Annotated in this window: 27 protein-coding genes; all 27 read right to left on the bottom strand. The window is 50.8% G+C overall.

What is annotated here, in order from left to right:
- Nucleotides 1-72: 72 nt before the first annotated feature.
- The 27 genes from C1A11_RS12205 to fliF all read right to left on the bottom strand — a co-directional run bounded on the left by C1A11_RS12205 (nt 73) and on the right by fliF (nt 21,958).
- A complete protein-coding gene (locus tag C1A11_RS12205; protein ID WP_102050723.1) occupies nt 73-555 on the bottom strand; it encodes a chemotaxis protein CheD in 483 nt (160 codons plus the stop codon).
- Nucleotides 548-1,174, bottom strand: a complete 627-nt coding sequence (locus C1A11_RS12200; protein WP_180950350.1) for a chemotaxis protein CheC — start codon at nt 1,172-1,174, stop codon at nt 548-550. The genes C1A11_RS12205 and C1A11_RS12200 overlap by 8 nt, the downstream gene beginning before the upstream one ends.
- Nucleotides 1,175-1,257: 83 nt before the next feature.
- Nucleotides 1,258-1,986, bottom strand: coding sequence for a flagellar hook-basal body protein (locus C1A11_RS12195; RefSeq protein WP_102050722.1), 729 nt, complete (start codon nt 1,984-1,986; stop codon nt 1,258-1,260).
- An 18-nt stretch (nt 1,987-2,004) separates the two neighbouring features.
- Nucleotides 2,005-2,754, bottom strand: a complete 750-nt coding sequence (locus C1A11_RS12190; RefSeq protein WP_102050721.1) for a flagellar hook-basal body protein — start codon at nt 2,752-2,754, stop codon at nt 2,005-2,007.
- 32 nt (nt 2,755-2,786) lie between these two features.
- A complete protein-coding gene (locus C1A11_RS12185) occupies nt 2,787-3,635 on the bottom strand; it encodes a sigma-70 family RNA polymerase sigma factor (RefSeq protein ID WP_242965932.1) in 849 nt (282 codons plus the stop codon).
- Nucleotides 3,632-5,731: a flagellar biosynthesis protein FlhA gene (flhA, locus tag C1A11_RS12180; RefSeq protein WP_102050720.1), complete on the bottom strand. Its 2,100-nt coding sequence runs from the start codon at nt 5,729-5,731 to the stop codon at nt 3,632-3,634. The genes C1A11_RS12185 and flhA overlap by 4 nt, the downstream gene beginning before the upstream one ends.
- A gap of 32 nt (nt 5,732-5,763) precedes the next feature.
- Nucleotides 5,764-6,837 (bottom strand): flagellar biosynthesis protein FlhB, encoded by a 1,074-nt coding sequence (gene flhB, locus C1A11_RS12175; RefSeq protein ID WP_102050719.1) that lies wholly within the window; start codon nt 6,835-6,837, stop codon nt 5,764-5,766.
- 39 nt (nt 6,838-6,876) lie between these two features.
- Nucleotides 6,877-7,641, bottom strand: a complete 765-nt coding sequence (locus C1A11_RS12170) for a flagellar biosynthetic protein FliR (protein WP_102050718.1) — start codon at nt 7,639-7,641, stop codon at nt 6,877-6,879.
- A gap of 15 nt (nt 7,642-7,656) precedes the next feature.
- Nucleotides 7,657-7,917, bottom strand: a complete 261-nt coding sequence (gene fliQ, locus C1A11_RS12165) for a flagellar biosynthesis protein FliQ (protein WP_102050717.1) — start codon at nt 7,915-7,917, stop codon at nt 7,657-7,659.
- Nucleotides 7,918-7,995: 78 nt separating this feature from the next.
- Nucleotides 7,996-8,661: a flagellar type III secretion system pore protein FliP gene (fliP, locus tag C1A11_RS12160; RefSeq protein ID WP_102050716.1), complete on the bottom strand. Its 666-nt coding sequence runs from the start codon at nt 8,659-8,661 to the stop codon at nt 7,996-7,998.
- Between the two features lie 16 nt (nt 8,662-8,677).
- The gene (locus C1A11_RS12155; protein ID WP_180950349.1) at nt 8,678-9,028 is read right to left on the bottom strand and encodes a FliO/MopB family protein; all 351 of its coding nucleotides are present in this window, start codon (nt 9,026-9,028) and stop codon (nt 8,678-8,680) included.
- A 21-nt stretch (nt 9,029-9,049) separates the two neighbouring features.
- Nucleotides 9,050-9,415 (bottom strand): response regulator, encoded by a 366-nt coding sequence (locus C1A11_RS12150; protein ID WP_102050714.1) that lies wholly within the window; start codon nt 9,413-9,415, stop codon nt 9,050-9,052.
- A 52-nt stretch (nt 9,416-9,467) separates the two neighbouring features.
- The gene (gene fliN / locus C1A11_RS14080; protein ID WP_423242027.1) at nt 9,468-9,773 is read right to left on the bottom strand and encodes a flagellar motor switch protein FliN; all 306 of its coding nucleotides are present in this window, start codon (nt 9,771-9,773) and stop codon (nt 9,468-9,470) included.
- Complete coding sequence (locus C1A11_RS12145; protein ID WP_423242026.1) at nt 9,743-10,255, bottom strand: chemotaxis protein CheC; 513 nt, start codon at nt 10,253-10,255, stop codon at nt 9,743-9,745. The genes fliN and C1A11_RS12145 overlap by 31 nt, the downstream gene beginning before the upstream one ends.
- On the bottom strand, nt 10,245-11,267 hold the full coding sequence (locus C1A11_RS12140) for a flagellar motor switch protein FliM (RefSeq protein ID WP_102050713.1): 1,023 nt from the start codon (nt 11,265-11,267) through the stop codon (nt 10,245-10,247). Before C1A11_RS12140 ends, C1A11_RS12145 begins: the two co-directional genes overlap by 11 nt.
- Before the next feature lie 16 nt (nt 11,268-11,283).
- Nucleotides 11,284-12,150, bottom strand: a complete 867-nt coding sequence (locus C1A11_RS12135; RefSeq protein ID WP_102050712.1) for a flagellar motor protein MotB — start codon at nt 12,148-12,150, stop codon at nt 11,284-11,286.
- A 42-nt stretch (nt 12,151-12,192) separates the two neighbouring features.
- Nucleotides 12,193-13,026 (bottom strand): motility protein A, encoded by an 834-nt coding sequence (locus tag C1A11_RS12130; protein WP_102050711.1) that lies wholly within the window; start codon nt 13,024-13,026, stop codon nt 12,193-12,195.
- A 59-nt stretch (nt 13,027-13,085) separates the two neighbouring features.
- On the bottom strand, nt 13,086-13,301 hold the full coding sequence (locus tag C1A11_RS12125) for a flagellar FlbD family protein (RefSeq protein WP_102050710.1): 216 nt from the start codon (nt 13,299-13,301) through the stop codon (nt 13,086-13,088).
- Nucleotides 13,302-13,368: 67 nt separating this feature from the next.
- Nucleotides 13,369-14,475: a flagellar hook-basal body complex protein gene (locus C1A11_RS12120; RefSeq protein ID WP_242965930.1), complete on the bottom strand. Its 1,107-nt coding sequence runs from the start codon at nt 14,473-14,475 to the stop codon at nt 13,369-13,371.
- A gap of 86 nt (nt 14,476-14,561) precedes the next feature.
- A complete protein-coding gene (locus C1A11_RS12115) occupies nt 14,562-14,933 on the bottom strand; it encodes a TIGR02530 family flagellar biosynthesis protein (protein ID WP_102050709.1) in 372 nt (123 codons plus the stop codon).
- A 14-nt stretch (nt 14,934-14,947) separates the two neighbouring features.
- The gene (locus C1A11_RS12110; RefSeq protein ID WP_180950348.1) at nt 14,948-15,475 is read right to left on the bottom strand and encodes a flagellar hook capping FlgD N-terminal domain-containing protein; all 528 of its coding nucleotides are present in this window, start codon (nt 15,473-15,475) and stop codon (nt 14,948-14,950) included.
- Nucleotides 15,476-15,494: 19 nt separating this feature from the next.
- Entirely contained in the window at nt 15,495-16,583 is a 1,089-nt protein-coding gene (locus C1A11_RS12105) for a flagellar hook-length control protein FliK (protein ID WP_180950347.1), read from the bottom strand.
- Between the two features lie 40 nt (nt 16,584-16,623).
- Nucleotides 16,624-17,076: a flagellar export protein FliJ gene (gene fliJ, locus C1A11_RS12100; protein ID WP_102050706.1), complete on the bottom strand. Its 453-nt coding sequence runs from the start codon at nt 17,074-17,076 to the stop codon at nt 16,624-16,626.
- A gap of 32 nt (nt 17,077-17,108) precedes the next feature.
- Nucleotides 17,109-18,410, bottom strand: coding sequence for a flagellar protein export ATPase FliI (gene fliI / locus C1A11_RS12095; RefSeq protein ID WP_102050705.1), 1,302 nt, complete (start codon nt 18,408-18,410; stop codon nt 17,109-17,111).
- Nucleotides 18,411-18,431: 21 nt separating this feature from the next.
- Complete coding sequence (locus C1A11_RS12090) at nt 18,432-19,277, bottom strand: FliH/SctL family protein (RefSeq protein WP_102050704.1); 846 nt, start codon at nt 19,275-19,277, stop codon at nt 18,432-18,434.
- Entirely contained in the window at nt 19,270-20,370 is a 1,101-nt protein-coding gene (fliG, locus tag C1A11_RS12085; protein WP_242965928.1) for a flagellar motor switch protein FliG, read from the bottom strand. The genes C1A11_RS12090 and fliG overlap by 8 nt, the downstream gene beginning before the upstream one ends.
- On the bottom strand, nt 20,363-21,958 hold the full coding sequence (fliF, locus tag C1A11_RS12080; protein WP_102050703.1) for a flagellar basal-body MS-ring/collar protein FliF: 1,596 nt from the start codon (nt 21,956-21,958) through the stop codon (nt 20,363-20,365). The genes fliG and fliF overlap by 8 nt, the downstream gene beginning before the upstream one ends.
- Between the last annotated feature and the right edge of the window lie 13 nt (nt 21,959-21,971).

The following is a 21,971-nucleotide window of genomic DNA, read 5'->3' as shown; positions in this document are numbered from 1 at the left end:
TGGCAGACACTCCTCATTTTTTACTATGCGCAACCCGGCCACCTATAAGGCGTCGGTGTGGCAAAGAAAATATTACAAAATCACTTCTGGTTTTCCGTAAGAGCGAATACGCCCCTGCCCATTTGCTGCATCGAAAAGCAGGGTGCGGGCCACGGTGCCGCCCACTTCTTCACGCAGCAGCCGAATGCCCTCTTTTTTAAGTACCATATGTACACTTTCAATATTGCGCTGGCCAATGGCGCCCAGCAACCCGTTTCCGCCCACTTCAAACATCTTCGCACCACCTGCAATTTTTGCGGTAATGCGCCCGCGCAGCGCCCCTTGCGCTTCCATTTGGCGCAGCGTCTCGCGGATGCCCGTATCGGCGTATTTCATCGGTGTTTTTCGGCCTGCTTCCATATTCAACGGCAGCATAATGTGCACCATTGCCGCAAGCCGCACGGCGGGGTCGTACAGGCAGATGCCGATGCAGGACCCCAGCGCATAGGTGATGAGGGTTCCCTCGCCTTTAACCATTTTCATGTCGGCGATTCCAACCGTCAGCTTCTCATCCATTCTCTGCTCCTAACTTACTCAGCAGAAAGTTAAGCGAGCGAAGGTCGGGAGAAAGCAAAAGCCTGCAAGAAACCTGTTTGCCATCGCAGATGAAATTGCCGCCGATGGTCATAATGTAGTCCGACTGTCCGCCGTATTCTGCCATAGGCACTGCCAGAATGGCGCCCTGCATATCTACCGTAAAGGCCGGTACCGTCAGCTCTACCGCTACACCAGAAAGCCCGGAAAGTGCTGTGATGAACGACGAAATCATAATGTTGCCCACTTCAACAAGCGCCGAAGCTTCAATCTCGCTTAGCTCAGTATAATCGCCAATCTGTTTGTCCAGCATGCTGCCCAGTACCAGGTTGACGAACTCTAACTGCTGCACCGAAAGCATAATGCCGCTCATTTGGCCACCCAGTCGCACCAAAACGCCCGCGGTAATGGTTTCAGCACCGCCAATCCATTCTATGGCTTCATTATATTCCATAATTCGCACTTCTGGCAAGGTGATTCTTACCTCTTTGCCCAGCATTTGGGAAAGTGCTGTTGCGGCGTTTCCTGTACCAATGCTGCCAATCTCGCGCAAAATATCGAGGTCCAGGGAATCGAGCTGTTCAAAAGTTTTAATCTTCATTTGTTCTCCCGCCCTTCTGTTTTCTTTCCAGTCGCTTGCTTTAGCAGCATGCTTTTTGCCCTTTCGCTGCTACGCGAAACGCTTTATCCACGCAGATTATTGATGGTGGTTTCCACTTCATCTGCTGTTTGTACCATTTTAAGCGCATAGCTGTAAGACCGCTGCGACTCAATAATTTTGGTCATCTCGGTTGCAAGGTCGGTGTTAGAGGTTTCCAGCACCCCCTGCTGAACAGTGCCGGTACCGGCGCGCACCGCGCCGTTTTTCGCCACCGGGACAAAACGGTTGCTGCCGATATGCTCCATGCCATCTGTATTTATAAAATCGTACACACCCACCGGCTGGGAGAGCGCGCCTTCTTTCACTTCGATGTATTTGCCAGCCTGGTCAAGCACAAAATTGCCCTCGCCGTCAGAAAGGCAGAATACTTTTTCCATCACACCGGCAGCATTGGGGCGCTGATACTCGGAAAGCGTAAACGAGCCATCACGTGTATAAGAGCGTTCGCCCGTTGCCGGGTTAACAAGGCCAAAAAATCCGTTGCCGATAATCGCGTAATCCTGTGCGCGATTGGTCGGCGCAATGCCGATGCTGGAAAAATCGGTAGAAGCCATGCTCATCTTTGCGCCGCTGCCGCGGGGCAGCTCTGCATTGTCGATGCCGTTAACATAACCGTACATCAGCGACGAAAACGAGGGGCGTTCTGCCTTAAAGCCATAGGTGTTTACGTTGGCAATGTTATTGCCTACCACATTCAGCCGTTCCTGCTGCTGCAGGGCACCGACGGAAGCGGAATAAAAAGCCATATTCATCTTTGGGTGCTCCTTTCATTACAGGCGACCAATGTCGTTGGTCACTTTGCTGATAAGCTGGTCGTACATCTTGCTGACCTGTGCGGCACTTTGCAGCGCGCGCTGGCTGCTCATCATCTGGGTCATCTGCTGCACCAGTTCCACATTAGACCGCTCCTGCGCTCTCCAGTGGACCTTGGCATTTGCGTTTACAGTGGCTCCGCCGCCGACAAACAATCCCTGATCGTTGCGGGTCAGCACCGCGGTATCTGCAAAGGTGAACACGCCGAGCTGCCCTATCAGATTGCCGGTTTCACCATAAATGCGCCCGAAGTTATCTGACGTAATTTTATCGGTTTGCATCAAAATTGGCTGGCCGTTCTGGCCCAGTACTCTTCCCTGACCGGGCAGATATAAGTACCCTTGATTGTCTAAAGAAAAATTGCCCCCGCGGGTGTAGGCAACACCATTTGCAGTCTGTACGCCAAAAAAGCCAGCGCCTTCGATTGCAAAATCCAGCGGCATGCCAGTCGTTTCCAGCGTGCCCTGGGTGTAGTCGGTCGCCACTTCGCTTGAAGCCAGAATGTAACTCGAGCTGCCAATCTCCTGTGCGCCGGTTTTGTCCTTATTGCCCACACGGCTGATCAGCACATCCTTGAAAGTGCTCGCCACATAGCGGTCTGCTTTGTAGCCGGAGGTGGAAATATTCGTCATATTGTTTGCCACCACATCAAGGTTGCGTCCCTGGGTCAGCATGCCGGAGGTCAGGTTATAAAATCCTTTAAACATATCCGAGGGCTCCTTTCGCTGAGCAGCTTGGCTCAGCCTTCATTTTTCATGTATTGTTCCAGATAAACACGAAGTTTTTGTACCGCCCGGGTGTGCAGCTGCGAAATACGGGGCTCGCTGACCTCCATCACCTGTGCGATTTTTTTCATGTTCAAATTTTTCTGATAATAAAGTGCCAGCACCATCTGCTCATTCTCGCGCAGGCTGGCAATGCCGTCTGCAAGCACTTTTTGAAGCTCTGCTTCCTGCAAGGCATGTTCCGGCATCGAGCTCGGGTCGGTGCTGGAGATGCGCTCGGTGGCGCTGCCCTGTTCTTTTTCTTCAAACAGTGCCTCCAGAGAAAGTACATTGCTCAGCGCCATATTGGCCATATCTTTTTGGTACTTCGCCACCGTGGTACCCAGCTCATCAGCGATTTCCTGGTCGGTCGGGAACCTGCCCAGCCGCGTGTATAATTCGCCCACTGTCTGGTCTACTTCTTTGGCACGCTTGCGCACACTGCGCGGCAGCCAGTCCTGCCGGCGGGCCAAGTCGATAATCATACCGCGGATTCGTTTTGCGACATAGGTTTCAAACTTCACACCCTTTTCCGGGTCAAATTTATCCACCGAAGATAATAATGTAAGTACGCCTTCGCTGATGATGTCATCTACCTGTGCAAAGCTGCTGTAAACGCCGCGTATTTGCAACGCAATGCTTTTTACCAAGCCTTCATACCGCAGCACCAGTGGCCATTTCAGTTCTTGCAATCCGGTGCGCTTATACGCTGCCAACAGCTCTTCGGTCGTCATTGCATCAATCTGTGCGGCGGTGTAGCTTTCTTCCTGTGCGGGAGCAACTTGGGGTTCGGGTAGCACTTCTGCACAGCTTGTCATCGTCATGCGCCCACCTCCCTTTGCATCGGGGCATTTTGCAGGGTGATGTTGCCAATAGACTGTATCTGTACGTTGCTGGTAATCTCGTTAAAAGAAAGCACATAGAAGTTGGGGTAAAATTGAGAAATCAAACGGCTCAGATAGACACGGACAATCTGACTCGTCAAAAGAATAGGAATCTGCGAAAGGTCGTTGAACTTTTTCAGATTTTCCGAAAGCTGGCCAAGAATCAGCTGCATCAGCTCGGGGCCCATTGCAAGGTAAACGCCCTGCTCGTTTTTGGTAAGCGAAGCAATGACTTTCTTCTCCACCTCAGCATCCAGCGTAACCACGCGCAGCTGACCATGCTCGCAGAATTTACGGGTAATGGTGCGGCTGAGTGCACAGCGGACATTCTCGGTCACCATATCCAAATCTCGGGTAGCCGCCATTGCGTCCACTGCAGTTTCCACAATAGTGGCAAGGTCCTTAATGGGCACACCTTCGCGCAGCAGGTTGCGCAGAATCTTTTCAAAGCTTGCATAGGAGATAATATCAGGGAATGCTTCCTGCACCAGTTCGGGAGCCACTTTTTTCAGGTTTTCCACAAGCTGTATCGTTTCGCTGCGGGTCAGCAGCTCATGCGTATGCTTTTTAATCGTTTCCGACAGGTGAGTCAGCATAACCGAGAGCGGGTCGATAACGGTATAGCCGTAAATCTCTGCGAGTTCTTTGTTCTCCGGCAAAATCCAGCGCGAGGGAATGCCGTAAGAGGGCTCAATCGTTTCGATACCGTCAATTTCGCCGGCCGGACTTGTCGGTTCCAGCGCCAGGTAATAGTCTACCAGCAGCTCACCGCGTGCCACCTCTTCGCCCTTCACTCTTATAATGTACTGGTTAGTACCCAGAGAAGAAGAATCGTGCAGCCGCACCGACGGGATAACGAAGCCCATGTCCTGTGCGTACTGCCGCCGAAAAATAACAATGCGGTTAATCAGTTTGCCGCCGCTTGCTTCGTCTACCAGCGGAATCAGACTATAGCCAAACTCCATCTCTATGGGTTCTACCGTAAGAAGCGAGTAAACATTGTTAACGTCTTTATAGTAGTCGCTTTCAGAGGGTGCAGCCTCTTCGCTGGGCTGGGCTGCTTCGGCGGCAGCACTTTGTGCCAACAGCTTTTCACGCTGCATCTGCTGGTTAATCAAGTAGCCGGTAATCAGCAATACCGTTGCAACTAAGAACAGCGGGATATGGGGGGTGTTTGGCATAATGCCAAGCACAATAAGTACCACGCCGGTAGCCATAATCGCTCGGGGCTGTGCTTTAAACTGCGAAATTACGTCGCTGTTGAGGCTGCCATCGGAGACCGAACGGGTAACCACCATGCCAGTTGCGGTAGAAATCATCAGCGCGGGCAGCTGGGAAACCAAGCCGTCACCGATGGTGGCGATGGAGTAAAGCTGCAAAACGCTCTGGAAGTCGCCTCCGCCCTGCACCATGCCGATGATAAGGCCTGCCACAAAGTTGATGGCGGTGATAATCAGCGACATAATCGCGTCGCCTTTGACAATTTTGGTAGCACCGTCCATGGCGCCGTAGAAGTCTGCTTCTTTTTGAATCTTATACCGGCGTTGGCGAGCTTCCAGCTCGTTAATCAGGCCGGAGCTGAGATCGGCATCGATGGCCATCTGCTTGCCGGGCATTGCATCCAGTGTAAAACGGGCAGCAACCTCTGCCACACGCTCTGCACCTTTGGTGATAACGATGAACTGCACCAGCACGATAATGAGAAAGATGATAACACCGATAACGATGTTGCCCTGTGTAATCAGCTGTCCAAATGCCTTGATGACATTGCCCGCAAAGCCGCCGTTGGAAAGGATGAGCCGGGTAGAGGAAACGTTCATGCCCAGCCGGAACAGTGTAGTTACCAGCAGCAATGAGGGAAAAATCGAAAATTCCAAAGGCTCTGAGATGTTCATGGTAATCAACAAAATCATTACAGAAAGTGCAATGTTGATAATTAGCAGCACATCCAGCAGAAAAGTCGGCAGCGGCAGGATCAGGAACAACACGATAATGACAACAAACAGAGCTATGATATTGTTGAAGATCCGTTTCATCTATTCACCACTTTCCGAATAAACATCTGCGTTTAAACTTTATATTTTTTATGCGCCGCATCTGCGCGGTAAAGGTAAACCAGCACCTCGGCCACCGCCCCATAATATTCGGCGGGAATCTCCTGGTTCAGCTCCGCGTGGGCATAAAGCCCACGGGCCAGGGGTACGTTTTCCATTACCAGTATGCTGTTTTCTTCCGCTACTTTTACGATGCGGAGAGCCAGTTCGTCCTGGCCTTTTGCCAGCACCAACGGCGCATTGTCAGTTTCCGGGTTATAACGCAGCGCTACTGCAAAGTGCGTCGGGTTTCGGATGATAACATCCGCTTTTGGCACTTGCTGCATCATGCGGGATTGCGACATCTTGCGCTGCATTTCTTTAATTTTGCCTTTGATTTGGGGATTGCCTTCCATCTGCTTATACTCTTCTTTGATCTCCTGCTTGGACATCTTCAGCTGGCGCTCATAATCCCACCACTGGTATAGAAAATCGAACCCCGCGAGAACGGTAAACGCAAGTGCAATCTGCATTACCATCATGAAAGTCTCTTGGAAAAGATGTTGGCAGGCCTGCCCTAAATCGGTAAAAAGATATTTTTGAAACGAGGCGTAAATCCCCGTAAGATAACGATAAATCAAGAAAAGTAAAATCGATATTTTTATCGTGCCTTTCAGCGCTTCGATAATGCTTTTCAGCGAAAACAGCCGCTTAATTCCCTGCAATGGGTTAATGCGGTTAAACTTCGGTTTCAGGGAATCACCAGACACGAGAAATTTTGTCTGCGCAAAGGTTGCGGCTACGGTCAAAATTACCGTAATCGCAAGCAGAGGGCCGGCGGTCTTTACCAGTACCATCAGTGCCTGCATTGCCAGCTCGCTTAAAACGCCCTGTGTCGATCCGACCGGTAGGTCGGCACAGCTGATGCAATATTCAAAGAACTGCTTCATCTGCGCTACCATACCGGAAGCAGTGAGCTTTAGTACGGCAAAACTGCCAAACAGGGTTGCGACAGCGATGGCGTCTTTGCTGAGAAAGACATTACCTTTTTTTCGTTCATCCTGTCGCTTTTTAGGTGTGGCTTTTTCGGTTTTAGAATCTCCGGCCATGCGCTGATTCCCCCTTTTGGCCTCTCAATTTTCGCCGGCTCAGCTTACCATCGTTAAAATGGTTTGCAGCTCGCCCAGCATCATTTTTTCGGCATCCAGCAAAAAGGTGCTGAACGGAGAGATCAAAAAGAACATCATCACCAGCCCCACCAGGACTTTCAGCTCGATATTAATAGCAAATACGTTAATTTGCGGGATGGCTTTCATCAGAATACCCATGCCCACCTGGCCCATCAATTCTGCGGCCAGCACCGGCAAACAAAGCTTTACCGAAAGTAATACGCTTTCTATAAACAGTTCCGCAACGGCCGAAGCAATTGAGCTGGTCAACATCACTTCTCCATAGGGCACAATATCGCCCGAGGTCAGCAGAATGCGTAGCAACGTGTAATGTCCGTTTGCCGCAAAAAACAGAAGCACCATCAGAATATTCAGCAAGGTAGAACTTACTGACATCGAAGCCTGGGAACCTGCATCGTAGGTTTTTGCCATCGTCATGCCCATTTGCGTATCAATTACCTCGCCCGCAAGTGCGGGAATCGAAAAGAAAAATGCAACGATGAGCCCAAGCAGGTAACCAAGCGCCAGCTCCAGCAGCAACCGAAGTATAAACACTACAAGGTTAGTTGGTGTTTCGACACGCTGGGTGGTAAAGCTGTTCACAGCTACGGAAAGTACCAAAATCAATCCGGTGCGGAAAATTGCGGGGATTTCTTTTCGCCCAAACAGCGGATTAAACAGCACAAACCCCGACATGCGCATCACAATATACAGAAACAGCGTCAGCTGTGTCCATTCGAACATAACTGCCTCCGTCCGTTAGCCGCGCATCAAGGTGAATAGCTCTCGCGTGTATTCCTGCAGCGTGGTCAGCATCCAGCCACCGCCTATGGTGCAAACCAAAACCACGACCAGCAGCTTGAGCACAAAAGAAATTGTCTGCTCATGAATCTGGGTGACCGCCTGGAAAATAGCAACCAGTACACCGACCGCCATGCTTAAAATCAGCATTGGGCCGCCCAGTTTTAAGGCAACGCCAACGCCTTCGCGCAGCACGCTCATTACCTGTCCTGTTTCCATTCTGTCAACCTCCTCTGCGCCGCCTGCGCCAAAGCATTATGTTGCGGCCATTTGCCACGCTAACTTGTACCCGGCCCGTCATCGGAATCCTTGTACTAAAGTAGAGAACAACAGCTGCCAACCGTTAATTGTGATGAACAAAAGCAATTTAAACGGCATTGAAATCATCGAGGGCGGCAGCATAATCATGCCCATCGACATCAGCGTAGATGAAACCACAATATCGATTAGCATAAACGGAATATAGAGATAGAATCCAATCTCAAAAGCGCGTTTCAGCTCGCTGGTCATAAAAGAAGGCACTACGATGGTCAGCGGCAGGTCTTTTGCCGCTTCGCCGTCGGCGGGTACTTCTTTACCGGCAAGGTCGCAGTACATTTTTAAAGAAGAATTCTCCGTCTGACGCAGCATAAAATCTTTCAGCGGCACCTGCGCACGTTCCACAAACTCTTGTTGCGTAATCTGCTCTGCTACATAAGGCTGATACGCATTGGTTTGGATGTCGGATAAAACAGGAGACATCGTAAAAAAAGTTAAAAACAGCGCCATACCAATTAACACGATATTGGGCGGTGTTTGCTGGGTGCCCATTGCAGAGCGCAAAAACGAAAATACAATGATGTACCGTGCAAAGGAGGTCATCATCACCAGCAAAGAGGGCAACATTGCCATAACAGTCGTTAGAAATAGAATTTCCAGCGTCTGCACACTGTCGCCGTTGATATTCAGCAAGCCTTCGGTCATCTTTGGCGGTTCCTCCTTACTTTTTTCTCTGGTTCAGCACGGTGCGCAGTGATTCATAAAAGCTGGGCGGTGTTGGCGCGCCTTCCTGTGCCGGGTCCGGCTGCCAGGCGGCTGCTTCTTCCGCAGTCAGCTCCGCCAGGTTGGTCATCTGTGCTGCACTTATCCCCAGCAAAAAGTAGCGCTGTGCCACCCGTACCACGAGCAGCTTTTGGTCTTTGCCCAGCACAAATTGGTCTAACACCTGCATCCGCTTGCCTGCGCCAGAGGGCAGCGCTTTTTGCAAAGCGCCCCCGCCTACCACATATTTTGTGAACCAGTAAGAGAGAAACAGCACTGCTACTACGGCGGCCACTGTGCCCAGCAGCATTAAAAATTCCCGCATGGCAGCTTAGGGGTTGCCCAGGATGGTAGAAACAGTTTTCAGCACGCGGTCTGCTTTAAAGGGCTTTACAATAAAGTCTTTTGCGCCGGAGCGAACTGCTTCAATAACCATAGATTCCTGACCCATTGCAGAGCACATAACCACGTTGGCATCGCTGTGTTTGCCGCGAATGGCTTTCAGCGCCTCAAGACCATCCATGTTCGGCATGGTGATGTCCATAATGACGAGGTCCGGCTGCAACTCTTCAAATTTCTGCACAGCGTCTGCGCCGTCTACTGCTTCATAAAGGTCGGTGTAGCCACTTTTGCTCAAGGTGTCTTTGATGACTTTACGCATGAATGCAGCGTCATCTACCAATAAAATCTTAGCCATGTTAATCCATCCTTTTTTCTTAATTATTTTAGTTTTATGTCAATTCAATTACTTAGGCGTTCGTCAGTTCTTCCAACGAAGGATTCTGCAGAATTTCGGTTACGCGGATACCGAAATTATCATCAATGACCACGACGTCGCCGCGTGCAATACATTTTCCGTTGACGAAGAGGTCAACCTGGTCGCCTGCAAGCTTATCCAAAACCACCAGCGAACCTTTCGCAAAAGAGAGAATATCCTGCACCTTGCGGCGGGTACGGCCAATTTCCACTGTAACTTCCAGCGGCACTGACATAATCAGGTCGAGGTTCTTGGCCTGTTCCTGGCTCAGTTTTTCCGTTGCCTCAAGGGTAGGCATCTCCAGCTGCTGCGCTGAAAACGCGAACGCTTGAAGGCATCAAAATCCTGTAAGTCCAGCGATTCAGGGGTTGAAATATTAACCAGCCGACCAAGAAAATCAGAAAGTGCGGTAGAAGCAGCGCCCATCATCTGGTTCATAACTTCGCAAACGGCACTAATGGTCAGTTCGTTTAGCTCAAATTCTTCCTCTGGCGTCTCGCTGCCCATTAAAATATCTACGATAATTTTAATGTCGTTCTTTTTCAGCAGCATAATATTACTGCCTTCCAGCCCGGATGTGTACTTGATTTCGACCCCCATCGCGGGTTGGATATTACCGAGAGTAAAATCCTTAATCGTCTCTACAGACACGCAGGGTGTCGTAATGTCGACACGGCGATCCAGCATATTCGAAACCGCAGTCGCCGAGGAGCCGAGACTGATATTCATAATTTCGCCGATGGCATCAATCTCCATCGGGCTGAAAATATTAGTTTTCATCCTTATGTTCGCTCCTTTGTTCGGCCTTATAGAAGGTTTCTCCTACTTTGACCGCCATGTTTTTTTTGTAAGTGCCCATTCTTCCATTAAACCATACCTGATTGCCCACCTTTAAATAAATGGGGCTGTTTTGCGGATGGCTTAAATTAATAACATCGCCTTGTTGCAGGTGGTAAATGTCGCGCAGTTGAAGCTGTGTACTGCCCATCACTGCCACGACTTCCAAATCAGAATCACGCAGACTATCAAATATCTGAGTCGAATAATCCTCATTGGAAAGCTTTCTGCCGGGGTTCTCGCGGTTGATTTCGGCAAAAATGTTAGTCAGCATCATTGCCGGCAAACAAACACTCAATTGCCCTTCGCAGTTTGCAAACTTAATTTTGATTGCCACGATGACGACTGTTTCATCCAGGCCAATCAGTTGTACCAGTGTGGGGTTTACTTCAATACGCTTGTACAAAAATTGAAGGTTGATGTAACTCTCCCAGCTGGTGCCCATCACAGAGATGAGGTCTTGTACGATGCTCTGGTAAAGTTCCAATTCAAGGTCAGTAAACGAATATTCTGCCGAAACTTCGTTGTCCACTTCCCCCTCGCCGCCCATCATCCGGTCCATCATGCTTAGCATTAACGGCGTCGTAAGATGTACCAGCACGGGAGAATCCTCTAGTTTGTCTTTCAGTTCCAAATACGACAAAGTAAGAACATCGCCCTCGGTAAGTGCATTCGAAAACTCGTAATAACGCTGTTCTTCCACCGATTCTACCGAAATCTCACAGTTGGTGTGCAGCATGCTGTTGATTCGGTTGTTAATCATTCTGGTGTAGTTTTCAAAAATGCTGTTTAGCATTTTTATGCGGTCTTTTGTGAATTTTCGCGGGCTGTAAAAGTCATATTTGCGATATTTGGTCTGTGCGTTTTCTTCTGCCTTTTCGTCTAAGCTCATCTCGCCACTCAGAGCGGCATTGAGCAAGGCATCAATTTGACTTTGTGATAATACTTCTGCCATTGCTTATCCTCTCTTATCAAGATGGTTTTGCCGACGAATCGGCTTCCGAAGCTGTGCTTGTCGGCGCATCTTCGAGGGCGCTGGCGTCCTCTTTTGCGGGGCCGCCGTCACGTTTTGTGTAATAATGTGCAATGCTGTCGCCCATGGCGTTTTCCACATCCAGCCCGGTTACAATCAGTTCTACCCGTCGGTTTTTCGCAAGGCCTTCGGGAGAATCGTTGCTGGCAACCGGCCGCCACTGGCCATACCCCACGCTGATTAGGCGGGCCGGGTCCAGGCTGCTGTGTTCCTGCAGGTAAACCAGTACCACGGTTGCTCGGTTTGATGCAAGGAAACGGTCCAATGAGGGATTGTTCGGCATCTGCGGGTTGCTCTGTGCGGTATGTCCCAGCACCTTGATTTCATCAATACCGCCGGCCGCTTTGTCGAGCATCGCGCTTACCTCGTTCAAAACCTCTTGTCCGTCCTGCCGCAAGATGTAACTGTCGCCGTCAAAAAAAACTGCCTCGTTAAAAGATAGGAATACGTACCCATCACCTTTGGTGACCGAGATATTTTCTTCCGTCCCCTGTGCCTGAGTGTAACTTGTAAGCTGCTCATAAAGCTGCTCCAGCATTGCATCCACCTGTTCTTGTGTGGTTGCCTGTGCTGCCGGGCTGCCCCCGGGCTTATCGGTGTTGGCGTTAGGCCCGTTATTGCCGCTTGCCTGCATCATTTCTTCAATTGCATCAGGGTTGAAACTTTGTACTACCTGCTGCCATTTTTGCTGGTCCAGCGTAGACATGGAGTAAAGCAATACAAAAAAGCACAACAGCAGCGTTACCATGTCACCGTAGGTGTCCATCCAACTTGCGCCGCCCTCGCCGCCTTTTTTCCGTTTCATCTTCTCACTCCCGTCCCACTTTTATTTTGCTGCTCTGCATCATTAGTCTTTGGATTTTTTGCCTTTGCCGGTCGTCATGCTTGCATCACGTTGCTTCTGAGCCATAAAGGTCAGCAGTTTTTCTTTCAAGAATTTCGGATTTTCACCGGCTTGAATCGAAGTGATGCCCTCTACAATAATCATTTTGCAGAGAACCTCTTCTTCATCGCGAGAGCGCAGGTTCGATGCAATCGGGTTAAAAACCATGTGTGCAAGAATACAGCCATATAAGGTGGTAATCAGCGCTGTACCCATATCGGTGCCGATGCTGGATGAGCCGCCTGCATCCATGTTCATGTTCTTGAGCATATTAATCAAACCAACCAGGGTACCCACCATACCAAAAGCCGGTGCCACCGAAGAGGCTTTCTCGTACATGCCTGCCACATCATCGTGGCGGCAAGACATACATTCGATGTCATTATTCAGAATGCCGCGAACTTTGTCCGGGTCGTTTGCATCCACAATCAGCATAATTGCCTGTTTAAAAAACGGGTCCTGCTGCTGGTTCGCCTTTTCTTCCAGCGCAAGCAAACCATTTTTTCTGGCTACGGTAGCAAGCTCGGTCAACTCCTCAATGTAATACATGGGGTTGAACTTTTTGGTGTTGAGCATGATTTTGAAGTGCTTCGGCATTGATTTGAGCATCTTTGCCGGAAAGCTCGCGATTACAACAGCCAGCGTACAACCCACAGTGATCATAATGCTCGACGGATCGAAGAAGTTGATCAACTGGCTGGGCACAACTGTCATCGCACCGTTTACCGAAGTAAACATCATGCCCAGCATGATGAACCCCGTAGCAAGCACGCTGCCAATTAAGTATGTAATGTTCATGAATAACTTTTGCCTCCTCCCGGGTGTCTTCGGCACCCGGCTTTTTCAAAGGTATCCTCTTATCGGCGATCCATAATCGTCAGTTGACGATGGATATCCTGCACTTTGGCATTGTATTGCGCAATTTTATCGATGATTTGAACTGTGTTTTCGCGCACGATGTAAAAATCGTGGTTCATCATAACAATTTTAGATTCCGGAATCGTCTCGATGCATTCAATTTGAAGATGATTTACAAGAAACCGCTCCCCGTTCATCTTTGTCAAAACAATCATAAAGCCCGCCTTTCTGTTGCAGGCTTCCGGCGGAGACTGTTCTCCGCCGGGCCTACAGCGTTAGAGATTAGCGCTTGATATTCACCATTTCTTCCAGCATCGAGTCAGTAACCGTAATAATACGGGTATTTGCCTGATAGCCACGCTGGGTGGTGATCATTTCAGAAAATTCGTTTGCGATGTCAGTGCCGGAAGATTCCAGGCCGTTGGGTACCAATTTGGTGCCGCCGGTGCCAGAAATCAAATCAGCCGGGTTTGCTGCGCCAGGAGCCTTGTTGTTCAAATAACCTTTTACGGTATTGCCAACGGTTGCAACGCGCACGTCGCCTGCACCGCCGAGTGCGCGGTAGTAGGGGCCTTCGGTGTGGGTTACGCCGTTCGGGTTGTCCACACTGGCAATGGCAACATAGCCAACTACAACGGTTTCATCGGTTGCTTTGTTAATGCCCGTGATTTTGCCGGTTGCATCGATGCTGACGCTCTCAAGTTGAATACGTTTTGCATCTGCGGCGGGGACGTTGGTGGTCGCATCATGTGTTTTGCCGGCTGCATCAACATACGGGTAAACCGCAGAGCCTTCATATGCCGGAGCGTTTGCGCCGGTTGCACCTGCGACGGAAGCCATCGGCAAGCGGATGGGTACGAGCTCGGTGCTCACGCCGGCAGTCTGGTTTGCATTGCCGCCATTGGCGTAGTCTGCGGAGCCGCTGCCGTTTACGCCGGTTGCGGTAACAAAGCCGTAAACCACGTTGCCGCGTCCGTCTACGAGGTAGCCGTTTGCGTCAAAGCTGAGATCGCCCACGCGGGAGAGGTTCAAATCTTTTACTGCATCTGCGCCATTGATGGCCGAGTTTTTGTCGCCGACCATCAAAAAGCCGTCGCCATTGATCATGCAGTGAAGCGGGCCACCGGTGGGCACATAGTTTTTCGTGCTCATATCCAGGTCGATTGTGCTGATCTGGCAGCCATAGCCAATCTGTGCCGGGTTGGTACCGCCGATAGCGGTAGTGCCGTTAGAACCGGTGCGAACGCTGGTGTACAGCGATTCGGTAAAGGTTGCACGGCCGGTTTTATAACCGTAGGTATTTACGTTTGCCACGTTGTTGCCGATGACATTCAGTTTGTTCATGTGAGACTTCATGCCGGCAACTGCTGCGTACATTGCACCTGTCATATTGTAATCTCCTTTATATGTGCGCCGCCGGAGAAGCGTTCATCTAACCTTCTCCAAGACATCCATACGGTCCTGCCTTCTGTCATTTACAGGAGCACGGCGCCATCGATATTTGTGAAAATGTTTTCTTTCATCTCGTCTTGAGTAAGGGTGGTGATTACGCGGTTGTGCGGAACGTTAATGATAAAAGCACGGGTGGCATCAAAGGCCAGTACATTGGTAACCCCTTTGGCCTGCGCACGTTCCACCGAGCCGGATAATTGATCCACAAGCTCCGGGGTAACTTCAATACCGCGTTCTTCGGCGCGGGCAATTGCATGCTTTGAAAATGCAACCTGGCTGCCATTTTCATTTTCCTGCAGCTTTTGCTGAAGTACCGAGCCAAATCCGCCGGTTTGTTTTTTCTGTGCCGGGGCTGTAGTCTGTAGCTGCGAATAAGGTGAAATCCGTTCGATCACTCAGCTCGCCCCCTTTATGTGGTTACCGGGGTGGTTGGGTCGGGTTCCGGTTTCGGGTCAGGCTCCGGATCGGGTTTGGGATCTGGATCTGGGTCCGGTTTGGGATCCGGGTCTGGCAAGCGGCCCACTGCCATAATCGAACTGAGGCTGTAGCTTTTACCATCTACAAAAATAACGGGCTGGCCGCCATAGGTGCCGGTAGCTGTTACGGTGCCAACAATTTCTTCCAGCTTGCCGTTTTTGTCGTACTGGCCGATGGTAACTTCTTTGCCTACGAGGCTTGCGGTGTACATCATCGTAGTTGCATCAGTGATGTTTGAGATTGCTTGAATTGTCGTCATCTGCACCAATTGGTTTAGCATATCACTGGTAGATGCGGCATTTTCAATATCCTGGTTTTGGAATTGCTGGACAATCAGGTTGAGAAAATCATCCATGTCCAACGAATTAGAGCCCGCGGACTTATTGCTGCTGTTAATCGTAGTGCTGTTTGCGCCACTCAGTACAGAGCTGATGTCCAGGCCTGTCAATGTGTTTGCCATGTTGGTACTCCTTTCTGCATTATAGCGTGAAACTTTCACGTTCTGTGAGTCCAAGCCGGAGCCGGTCCAGGAAGTCCTGATTCTCATTATGCTGCTGCCGGCGCTGTTGTTGCTGCTGTCCCCCGCCGCCTTCGCGATCGTACGAGTGCTGGGTCCATTGGCTTTCCGACTGACGCTGCACTTCTACCTGTACCGGAGCACGGTTGCTTTCTGCAAGCATTCCCTGCAGGCCGGAAGCGTGTTTTTCCAATAACGTCTGCCCGCGGTCTGTGCTGGCGGTCATCATTAGTCTCAGCGCGCCGTCTTCGGTACGAATCATTTCCACCGTGACAGTGCCAAAGGTTTCGGGCGAAAGTGCAATCTCAAGCTTGGTTGCACCGTTTTTGCAGGCTTTGTCGATCTGCTTTGCCAGCTGCACTTCCACATCAGGGGTTTCTGCTTCTACCACGGCTTGCGGCTCTGCAACTTTCACGGGCAGATGTTCAATTTCGCCAAATACCGGCTGTAAATCACCGTCCAGCGGCATTTCTTCTTTTTTCGTTTGTGGCTCAATGACGCGGGCGGGCTGCAATGCTGCATTTTCTTCGGTTGCGGCAATCACCTCGGGCTGCGCCGTCACAGGCTGCGAAAGAATCGGCTTTTCAGCGACTTGGGATTCTTGAAGCTGCATCTCGGCAGGTATCGCCGTATTGGCAAGCTCGGGCTGCGGTGCCGGTTTTGCTGCGGTGTCGTTTTGCGCAAGCTGCGGCATCGGGGTCGTTTCTGCCATGCCATTTAGCGGGGCGGTCATCTGCAATGCCTCGGCCGCGGACGCGGGATTTTCATCTAGCATGACAATCGCAGGCTGCATCATGAGCGCGGCTGCAAGTGCTTGTGCCTGAGGCATCAGATCCTCTTCTGCAGCCTCGGTGCCTTGCGTCAGGTCACCCTGCTTGGTGGACGCCGGATTTTTGCCAGCTTCGTTTTGCGTTTTTTCGCTGAGCATTTTTTTAAAGCCAGCGTTTTCAGACGAGGCTCCGGGCTTTGCTGCGGTACTCGCCGCCATTCGGTCTGTGGTCTGTGCAATGGCCCATTGCAGATTTTCTAGAAGCATATTGGTACTGTTCATTTCATTTTCACCTCCTTTCAAACTGCGCAAAAACGCGAAATTACATATTGGAGGCGGCCATGACACGGTTGGTGCTGACCAGCTCATCTATAAACGCTTCTTCGCGTTTTTGCTGCTCTTTTTTATAAATGTCCAGCTTCTTTTCGCGCAGCTTTTCTATGGTGGCGGTTTCTTTTTTTGCTTCCACCATCTGTGCGCGCTTGGCTTCTGCTTCTTTGCGCAGGTCATCGAGCCGGATTTGTGCGCGTGCAATTTCATTTTCCATCGCACGCAGCGCATTTTGTCCTGCCAGTGCATCGGCAATAGTCATACCTTCTGCCTGCCGTCTGCTATATTCGGCACCATACTCGGCATAACGTTGGTTGGCTTGCTCCAGCACCCGCTCCTGCACATGCACGGCAGCAGTCGCAATGCCATATTCACCCTGTCGAGAATCCAGTACCTGCTGTTTGTAATCCAGCACAGTGTCAAGAGAAAACTGAAACTTTTTCATCCTCTGAGACTCCTCACTTTATCTGTCCTTCTCTACTGCAAAATGCGTTCCAGCTCGGCAATGTTCTGCTCATAGCCAAACGCCTCGTCAATGCCTTGGGTCAGAAAACCGTTTACCGCATCAATTTTGCTCAGCGCATAGTCAAGCTTCGGGTTGGTGCCGGGCTTGTACGCGCCAATCGAAACCAGGTCGGCATTCTTTTCGTAAGTGCTTAGAATATCGCGCACGCGCGAAGCGTGTTGGCGGTGTTCCGGTGAAACAATCTCGGTCATCAAACGCGAGATGCTCGCGCTGACATCAATGGCCGGATAATGGTTGGCCGCTGCCAGTTTACGGGAGAGCACAATATGTCCGTCTAGAATACCTCGCACCGTATCAGCAATCGGCTCGTTGGTGTCGTCGCCTTCTACCAGCACGGTGTAAACACCGGTGATAGAGCCTTTTTTAAAATTACCGCTTCGTTCCAGCAGCTTTGGCAGCTCGGCGTAGATGGAGGGAGTGTAGCCGCGCGCCACCGGCGGTTCTCCTACCGCAAGGCCAATTTCACGCTGGGCCATCGCAAAGCGGGTCAGCGAGTCCATCATCAGCAGCACGTCGCAGCCTTGGTCTCGGAAATATTCTGCAATACCGGTTGCCACAAGCGGGCATTTCATTCGCAGCATGGCAGGCTGGTCCGACGTTGCCACCACCAGAATCGAGCGGCGCATACCCTCTTCTCCAAGGTCTTTTTGAACGAACTCCAGCACCTCACGGCCACGTTCGCCCACCAGTGCAATTACGTTGATGTCCGCTTTGACGTTTTTTGCAATCATGCCCATCAAGGTACTTTTACCAACACCGGAACCTGCGAAGATACCGATACGCTGTCCCTTACCGATGGTGAGCATACCGTCGATGGCTTTGACGCCAAATTCCATCTGCTCGCGAATCGGCGGACGAGAAAGCGGATTAATATAAGTGTTACTGATGCAATAAGGGGTACCGTTTTCAAACGGGCCGAGACCATCGATCGGCTGCCCTACCGCATTGATGATGCGCCCACGCAAGAAATCGCCCATTGGCAATGTAAGCTGCTGCCCGGTGTTGCGCACAAAGTTACCGGCTGAAATACCTGCCATGTCCGAATAGGGCATAAGCAGCACCCTGTCATTTTTAAAGCCCACTACCTCTGCCTGCACCTGATGTCCAGAATCTCCGTTGTAGATGCGGCAGATATCGCCGATAGCTGCCCGACCACCAGAAGCCTCGATGGACATGCCCACGATATTTTCGATTTTACCGGTCATGCTGAAGGTGTCAGCATTCTGGACTTGACGAATCAACTCTCGAAACATCTCGGGGCTCCTTTCGGCAGGTTAAAATAATCCATGAAATAAGTTTTCCGTTTCGGGCGCGGGGCGTGTGGAATCAGAAAGCACGCGCTTAATATTGGAAAACTGAGTTGATACGCTGGCATCGATGATTTCGTCCGGCGTTTCAATCAGGCAGGTGCCGGACTCTTCATCGGCCATCGGCACGATGCGCACATGGTCTGACAAGCTGGAAAGGGCCGCCGAAAGAGCCGGTGGCGTTTCCGCCACACCTTTGGCGTCGCACCCTGCAATGTAAATATGTACCCACTCGCGTCGTTTGCGCTTTTCGGTAGCGGCAAGAATCATTCGTCCGATGATGTCGCTGCTGCTTTTCAAACTTACACGAACTACTTTCTCCGCAATCGCGATTGCGAGGTCTCGCAATTCGTCCACGTTTTTGTCTATCAATGCATCCTGTTCTTTTGCAGCTGCATCCAAAAATTGTTGTATCTTTTTTGCTTGGTCGAGTGCCTGGGCCTCACGTTGTGCTTTGGCCTCGGTTAATGCTTTTGCAAGCCCTTCGGCATAACCGGCATCATACCCTTCCTGGTGGGCGGCAGCATATTGTTCTTCCACATCTTTTGCTGCTTGTTCTCGCACGCGCTGCAGTAGTTCGTCGGACTGTTCCTGCGCGCGCTGCAAAATCGCATCCGCTTCCAGCTTTGCAAAATCCACCGGGGTTTTGGGGGTAGGGAGGTCTGGAAGTAATTCCTCTTCCAGTTCTTCAGACTCCGGCAGTTCCGGCTCTTCAATTTCTGGCATCACATCCGGTTGGGTGAGGTCAGAAGCATCGGGGAAAGCATAGGTTTCTGCGCGCGGAGCCATGAAATTTTTCAGAATATTAGGCAATGATATCGTCCTTTCCTCCCTTTAGGATGATAATCTCATTTTTCTCCTCGAGGTCGCGGATAATGTTAACAATGCGCTGCTGTGCATCGCCAACATCTTTGATGCGCACGTTGGTGGTAATCTCGAGGTCGTCCTGAATGCTCTCTGCCATACGGGCGGACATGTTGGCAAACAGCTTGTTTGCCACCTCGTCGTTGGCAGCTTTAAGCGCAAGCACAAGGTCGCGCGGGTCGCAATCTCGAATAAAGCGCTGTACCGAGCGGTCGTCCATGGTGACGATATCTTCGAACACGAACATACGCTTGCGGATTTCGTCGGCCAGTTCGGAGTTGTACAGCGACAAGCCATCGAACACACTCTTTTCGCTCGAGCGGTCGAGATTGTTCATGACCGAAGCAACAAAGTCGATGCCGCCAACACGCACGTTTTCGCTGATGATGAGGCTCGAGAATTTCTTGTTCATCTCCGCCTCAATGATTTTGACCGCGGCGGGTGAGGCGCTCTCCATCTTGGCAATGTTTTCAACAACCTTAATCCGCTTTTCTTCTTCCAGCTCCTCCAGCACACCGGCTGCTTTGTCGGGGTCTACATAAGAGAGGACAAGCGCAATGGTTTGTGCACGCTCGTGCTGAAGTGCAGAAAACATATCCTTGGCGTTGGCCTTGCGCATAAATGCAAATTCGCGTTGTTTCAGCGATTTTGCGACTTTTTGCAGCAGGTTGTTTGCGGCTTGCGTACCATATGCTTTTTCCAGAACAGCCTTGGCATATTCCAAGCCGCCTTCCGTAACCGCTTTATTGGTCACACACATCTGGTGGTATTCGGTCAGAATTTCTTCTGTCGACTCATGGTCAACGAACCCAAGTTTTGCGACTTCCAGCGTCAGCTGCTCTACATCTTCGGGATCCATATACTGATAAAGCTTTGACGCTTTATCCGCACCGAGAGAAACAATGACTGCCGCCGCTTTTTGCGGCCCGGTCAGCTTAGGCTTATTGCTTCGCTGGCTGCCTTGCTCTTTGCGGCGAACGGACTGCGGATCCGGCGCGGACATCTCAGCGGGTTCTACCGCTTTTGCTGTCGCTTTAGCCATTTTCCTCTTCCCCTTTCAGCCATCCTTTTACCATCTGAGCAGCGATTTCCGGGTTGTTATTCGCAAAGTCGCGCACATCCCTACGCAGTTCCATACTCTTTTCAGAGCGCATATTGGTAATATCGGCGCCCTCGGCCACCGGTGCAACTTCGGGATATGCGACCGGCTGCGGCGTGGCTGTTTTCTTGCGTTTTTTACGGCGCCGCAAAACCAGCAGCAACAATAACAGCAGGAAGATTGCACCGCCTGCCACTGCCGCAATGTAAATTGCGTTTTCCGGCAAAATCGGGTTGCTCGGCAAAAGGCCGGGCGTGTTTGCCTCATAGAACGGCAGCGTTAAAATAGATATTTTTTCTGATTCGCCGCCGGGCTGAATTCCTGCTGCACGGGCAACGTGTGCGGTCAAGTTCGCAACATCAACCGGCCCGGTCGCCGCACTGTTAATGCTCACCGAGATGGACAAGTCAGATACCACACCAGCGGTGCGCTCTATTTGTTCCTGTTTTGTGTTTACATTATAATCAACCTGCCCGGAGGTGCTGATTGAGGTTTCTTTCCCGTCGGGATTGGCCTGGTCTTCCACATAGGTGTTGAGGTCTGAGTTGTTTTCAGTGCCCGCAACACCGCCTGCGGCACTGTCTTCTCCGCGGGTGATGATGTTTTCATAAACGCGGGAGCCGATGATGCCTTTACCGCCGGTGCTGCCATCTGCTGCCCACTCCGGCTCGGTATAGGTCGTCGAACTGCCCACTGTGCGGTTTACGTCCACTGTACTGTTTACACTTACGCGGACATTATCTTCACCAAAGAAGGGAGCTAACACCTGCATTACATTGGTGCGAACTTTGTTGTTCACCTGCTCCTCCAGCTGCAATTTCAGCTGCGAAGCATCGCTGGAAGCGCCGGAAGCGTCATCGCCAGAATAGGTGTTGCCCAGCGTGTCCGAAATCGTGATATTTTCAATTGCAAGACCTTTCACGCCGCGGGCGACCAGGTTGCGAATTGCGGTTGCCTGCTGCTTGGTCAGGGTCTGTGTACCCTGCATTTCCACCAGCACCGAAGCCGTAGCATCCACTACGGTGTTTCGGTCAAGCACATACCGCTGATCCTCGCCCTGTGCGATGGTTACCCACGCATTCTTAACACCGTCCAAACAGCGGATAACCGCACTCATACGGTCCTGTAAATCAAACAGAAAGGCCGTTTGACGGTCTGCGTCTGTGGCAAGTGAGCTGACATTATCTAAATATGTAGAGTAAGCAAAACCGGACTTGGGATATCCGTTCATCAGCAGCTTTGCTTTGAGCTGTGCTTCCTGGTCTTTCGGCACGAGAATCGTGTCATTATTTTCTAAACGGTAATCGACCGCGCCGTTCTCCTCCAAATATTTCATAATGGAGGAAGACTCGTCCGCGGTCAATCCGGTAAAGAGTACGCTATATGGTTTATTTTCTAAAACCAGCGCAATCACAACGGCCGATACGACGATTAGTCCGAGTGTAATTGCCAGCCCAATGCGAGTTTTCTTGCTCATTTTCGCAAAAAAGGCTTTGATTGATTCTGTAAATCCTGTGAGCTTTTCTTTCAAGAACTATCCCTCC

It is taken from the genome of Pygmaiobacter massiliensis, assembly GCF_900199435.1.
Taxonomy (GTDB): domain Bacteria; phylum Bacillota; class Clostridia; order Oscillospirales; family Ruminococcaceae; genus Pygmaiobacter; species Pygmaiobacter massiliensis.
Note: the sequence above shows the minus strand (reverse complement) of the source record. Positions and strands in the feature narration are given on the sequence as shown.

Bases quoted from the DNA above. Each gene is read 5' to 3' on its own strand.
- C1A11_RS12135 (WP_102050712.1), bottom strand. From the start codon at position 12,150: ATGAAACGGAAAAAAGGCGGCGAGGGCGGCGCAAGTTGGATGGACACC.
- fliP (WP_102050716.1), bottom strand. From the start codon at position 8,661: ATGACCGAAGGCTTGCTGAATATCAACGGCGACAGTGTGCAGACGCTG.
- C1A11_RS12110 (WP_180950348.1), bottom strand. From the start codon at position 15,475: ATGGCAAACACATTGACAGGCCTGGACATCAGCTCTGTACTGAGTGGC.
- fliG (WP_242965928.1), bottom strand. From the start codon at position 20,370: ATGGCTAAAGCGACAGCAAAAGCGGTAGAACCCGCTGAGATGTCCGCG.
- C1A11_RS12155 (WP_180950349.1), bottom strand. From the start codon at position 9,028: ATGCTGCTGGGCACAGTGGCCGCCGTAGTAGCAGTGCTGTTTCTCTCT.
- C1A11_RS12195 (WP_102050722.1), bottom strand. From the start codon at position 1,986: ATGAATATGGCTTTTTATTCCGCTTCCGTCGGTGCCCTGCAGCAGCAG.
- fliI (WP_102050705.1), bottom strand. From the start codon at position 18,410: ATGTTTCGAGAGTTGATTCGTCAAGTCCAGAATGCTGACACCTTCAGC.
- fliJ (WP_102050706.1), bottom strand. From the start codon at position 17,076: ATGAAAAAGTTTCAGTTTTCTCTTGACACTGTGCTGGATTACAAACAG.
- C1A11_RS12170 (WP_102050718.1), bottom strand. From the start codon at position 7,641: ATGTTCGAATGGACACAGCTGACGCTGTTTCTGTATATTGTGATGCGC.
- flhA (WP_102050720.1), bottom strand. From the start codon at position 5,731: ATGAAACGGATCTTCAACAATATCATAGCTCTGTTTGTTGTCATTATC.
- C1A11_RS12140 (WP_102050713.1), bottom strand. From the start codon at position 11,267: ATGGCAGAAGTATTATCACAAAGTCAAATTGATGCCTTGCTCAATGCC.
- fliN (WP_423242027.1), bottom strand. From the start codon at position 9,773: ATGCCTACCCTTGAGGCAACGGAAAAACTGAGCCAGGAACAGGCCAAG.
- C1A11_RS12185 (WP_242965932.1), bottom strand. From the start codon at position 3,635: ATGACGATGACAAGCTGTGCAGAAGTGCTACCCGAACCCCAAGTTGCT.
- C1A11_RS12205 (WP_102050723.1), bottom strand. From the start codon at position 555: ATGGATGAGAAGCTGACGGTTGGAATCGCCGACATGAAAATGGTTAAA.
- C1A11_RS12125 (WP_102050710.1), bottom strand. From the start codon at position 13,301: ATGATTGTTTTGACAAAGATGAACGGGGAGCGGTTTCTTGTAAATCAT.
- C1A11_RS12105 (WP_180950347.1), bottom strand. From the start codon at position 16,583: ATGAACAGTACCAATATGCTTCTAGAAAATCTGCAATGGGCCATTGCA.
- flhB (WP_102050719.1), bottom strand. From the start codon at position 6,837: ATGGCCGGAGATTCTAAAACCGAAAAAGCCACACCTAAAAAGCGACAG.
- C1A11_RS12130 (WP_102050711.1), bottom strand. From the start codon at position 13,026: ATGAACATTACATACTTAATTGGCAGCGTGCTTGCTACGGGGTTCATC.
- C1A11_RS12145 (WP_423242026.1), bottom strand. From the start codon at position 10,255: ATGAAAACTAATATTTTCAGCCCGATGGAGATTGATGCCATCGGCGAA.
- C1A11_RS12190 (WP_102050721.1), bottom strand. From the start codon at position 2,754: ATGTTTAAAGGATTTTATAACCTGACCTCCGGCATGCTGACCCAGGGA.
- fliQ (WP_102050717.1), bottom strand. From the start codon at position 7,917: ATGGAAACAGGACAGGTAATGAGCGTGCTGCGCGAAGGCGTTGGCGTT.
- C1A11_RS12120 (WP_242965930.1), bottom strand. From the start codon at position 14,475: ATGACAGGTGCAATGTACGCAGCAGTTGCCGGCATGAAGTCTCACATG.
- C1A11_RS12150 (WP_102050714.1), bottom strand. From the start codon at position 9,415: ATGGCTAAGATTTTATTGGTAGATGACGCTGCATTCATGCGTAAAGTC.
- C1A11_RS12200 (WP_180950350.1), bottom strand. From the start codon at position 1,174: ATGAAGATTAAAACTTTTGAACAGCTCGATTCCCTGGACCTCGATATT.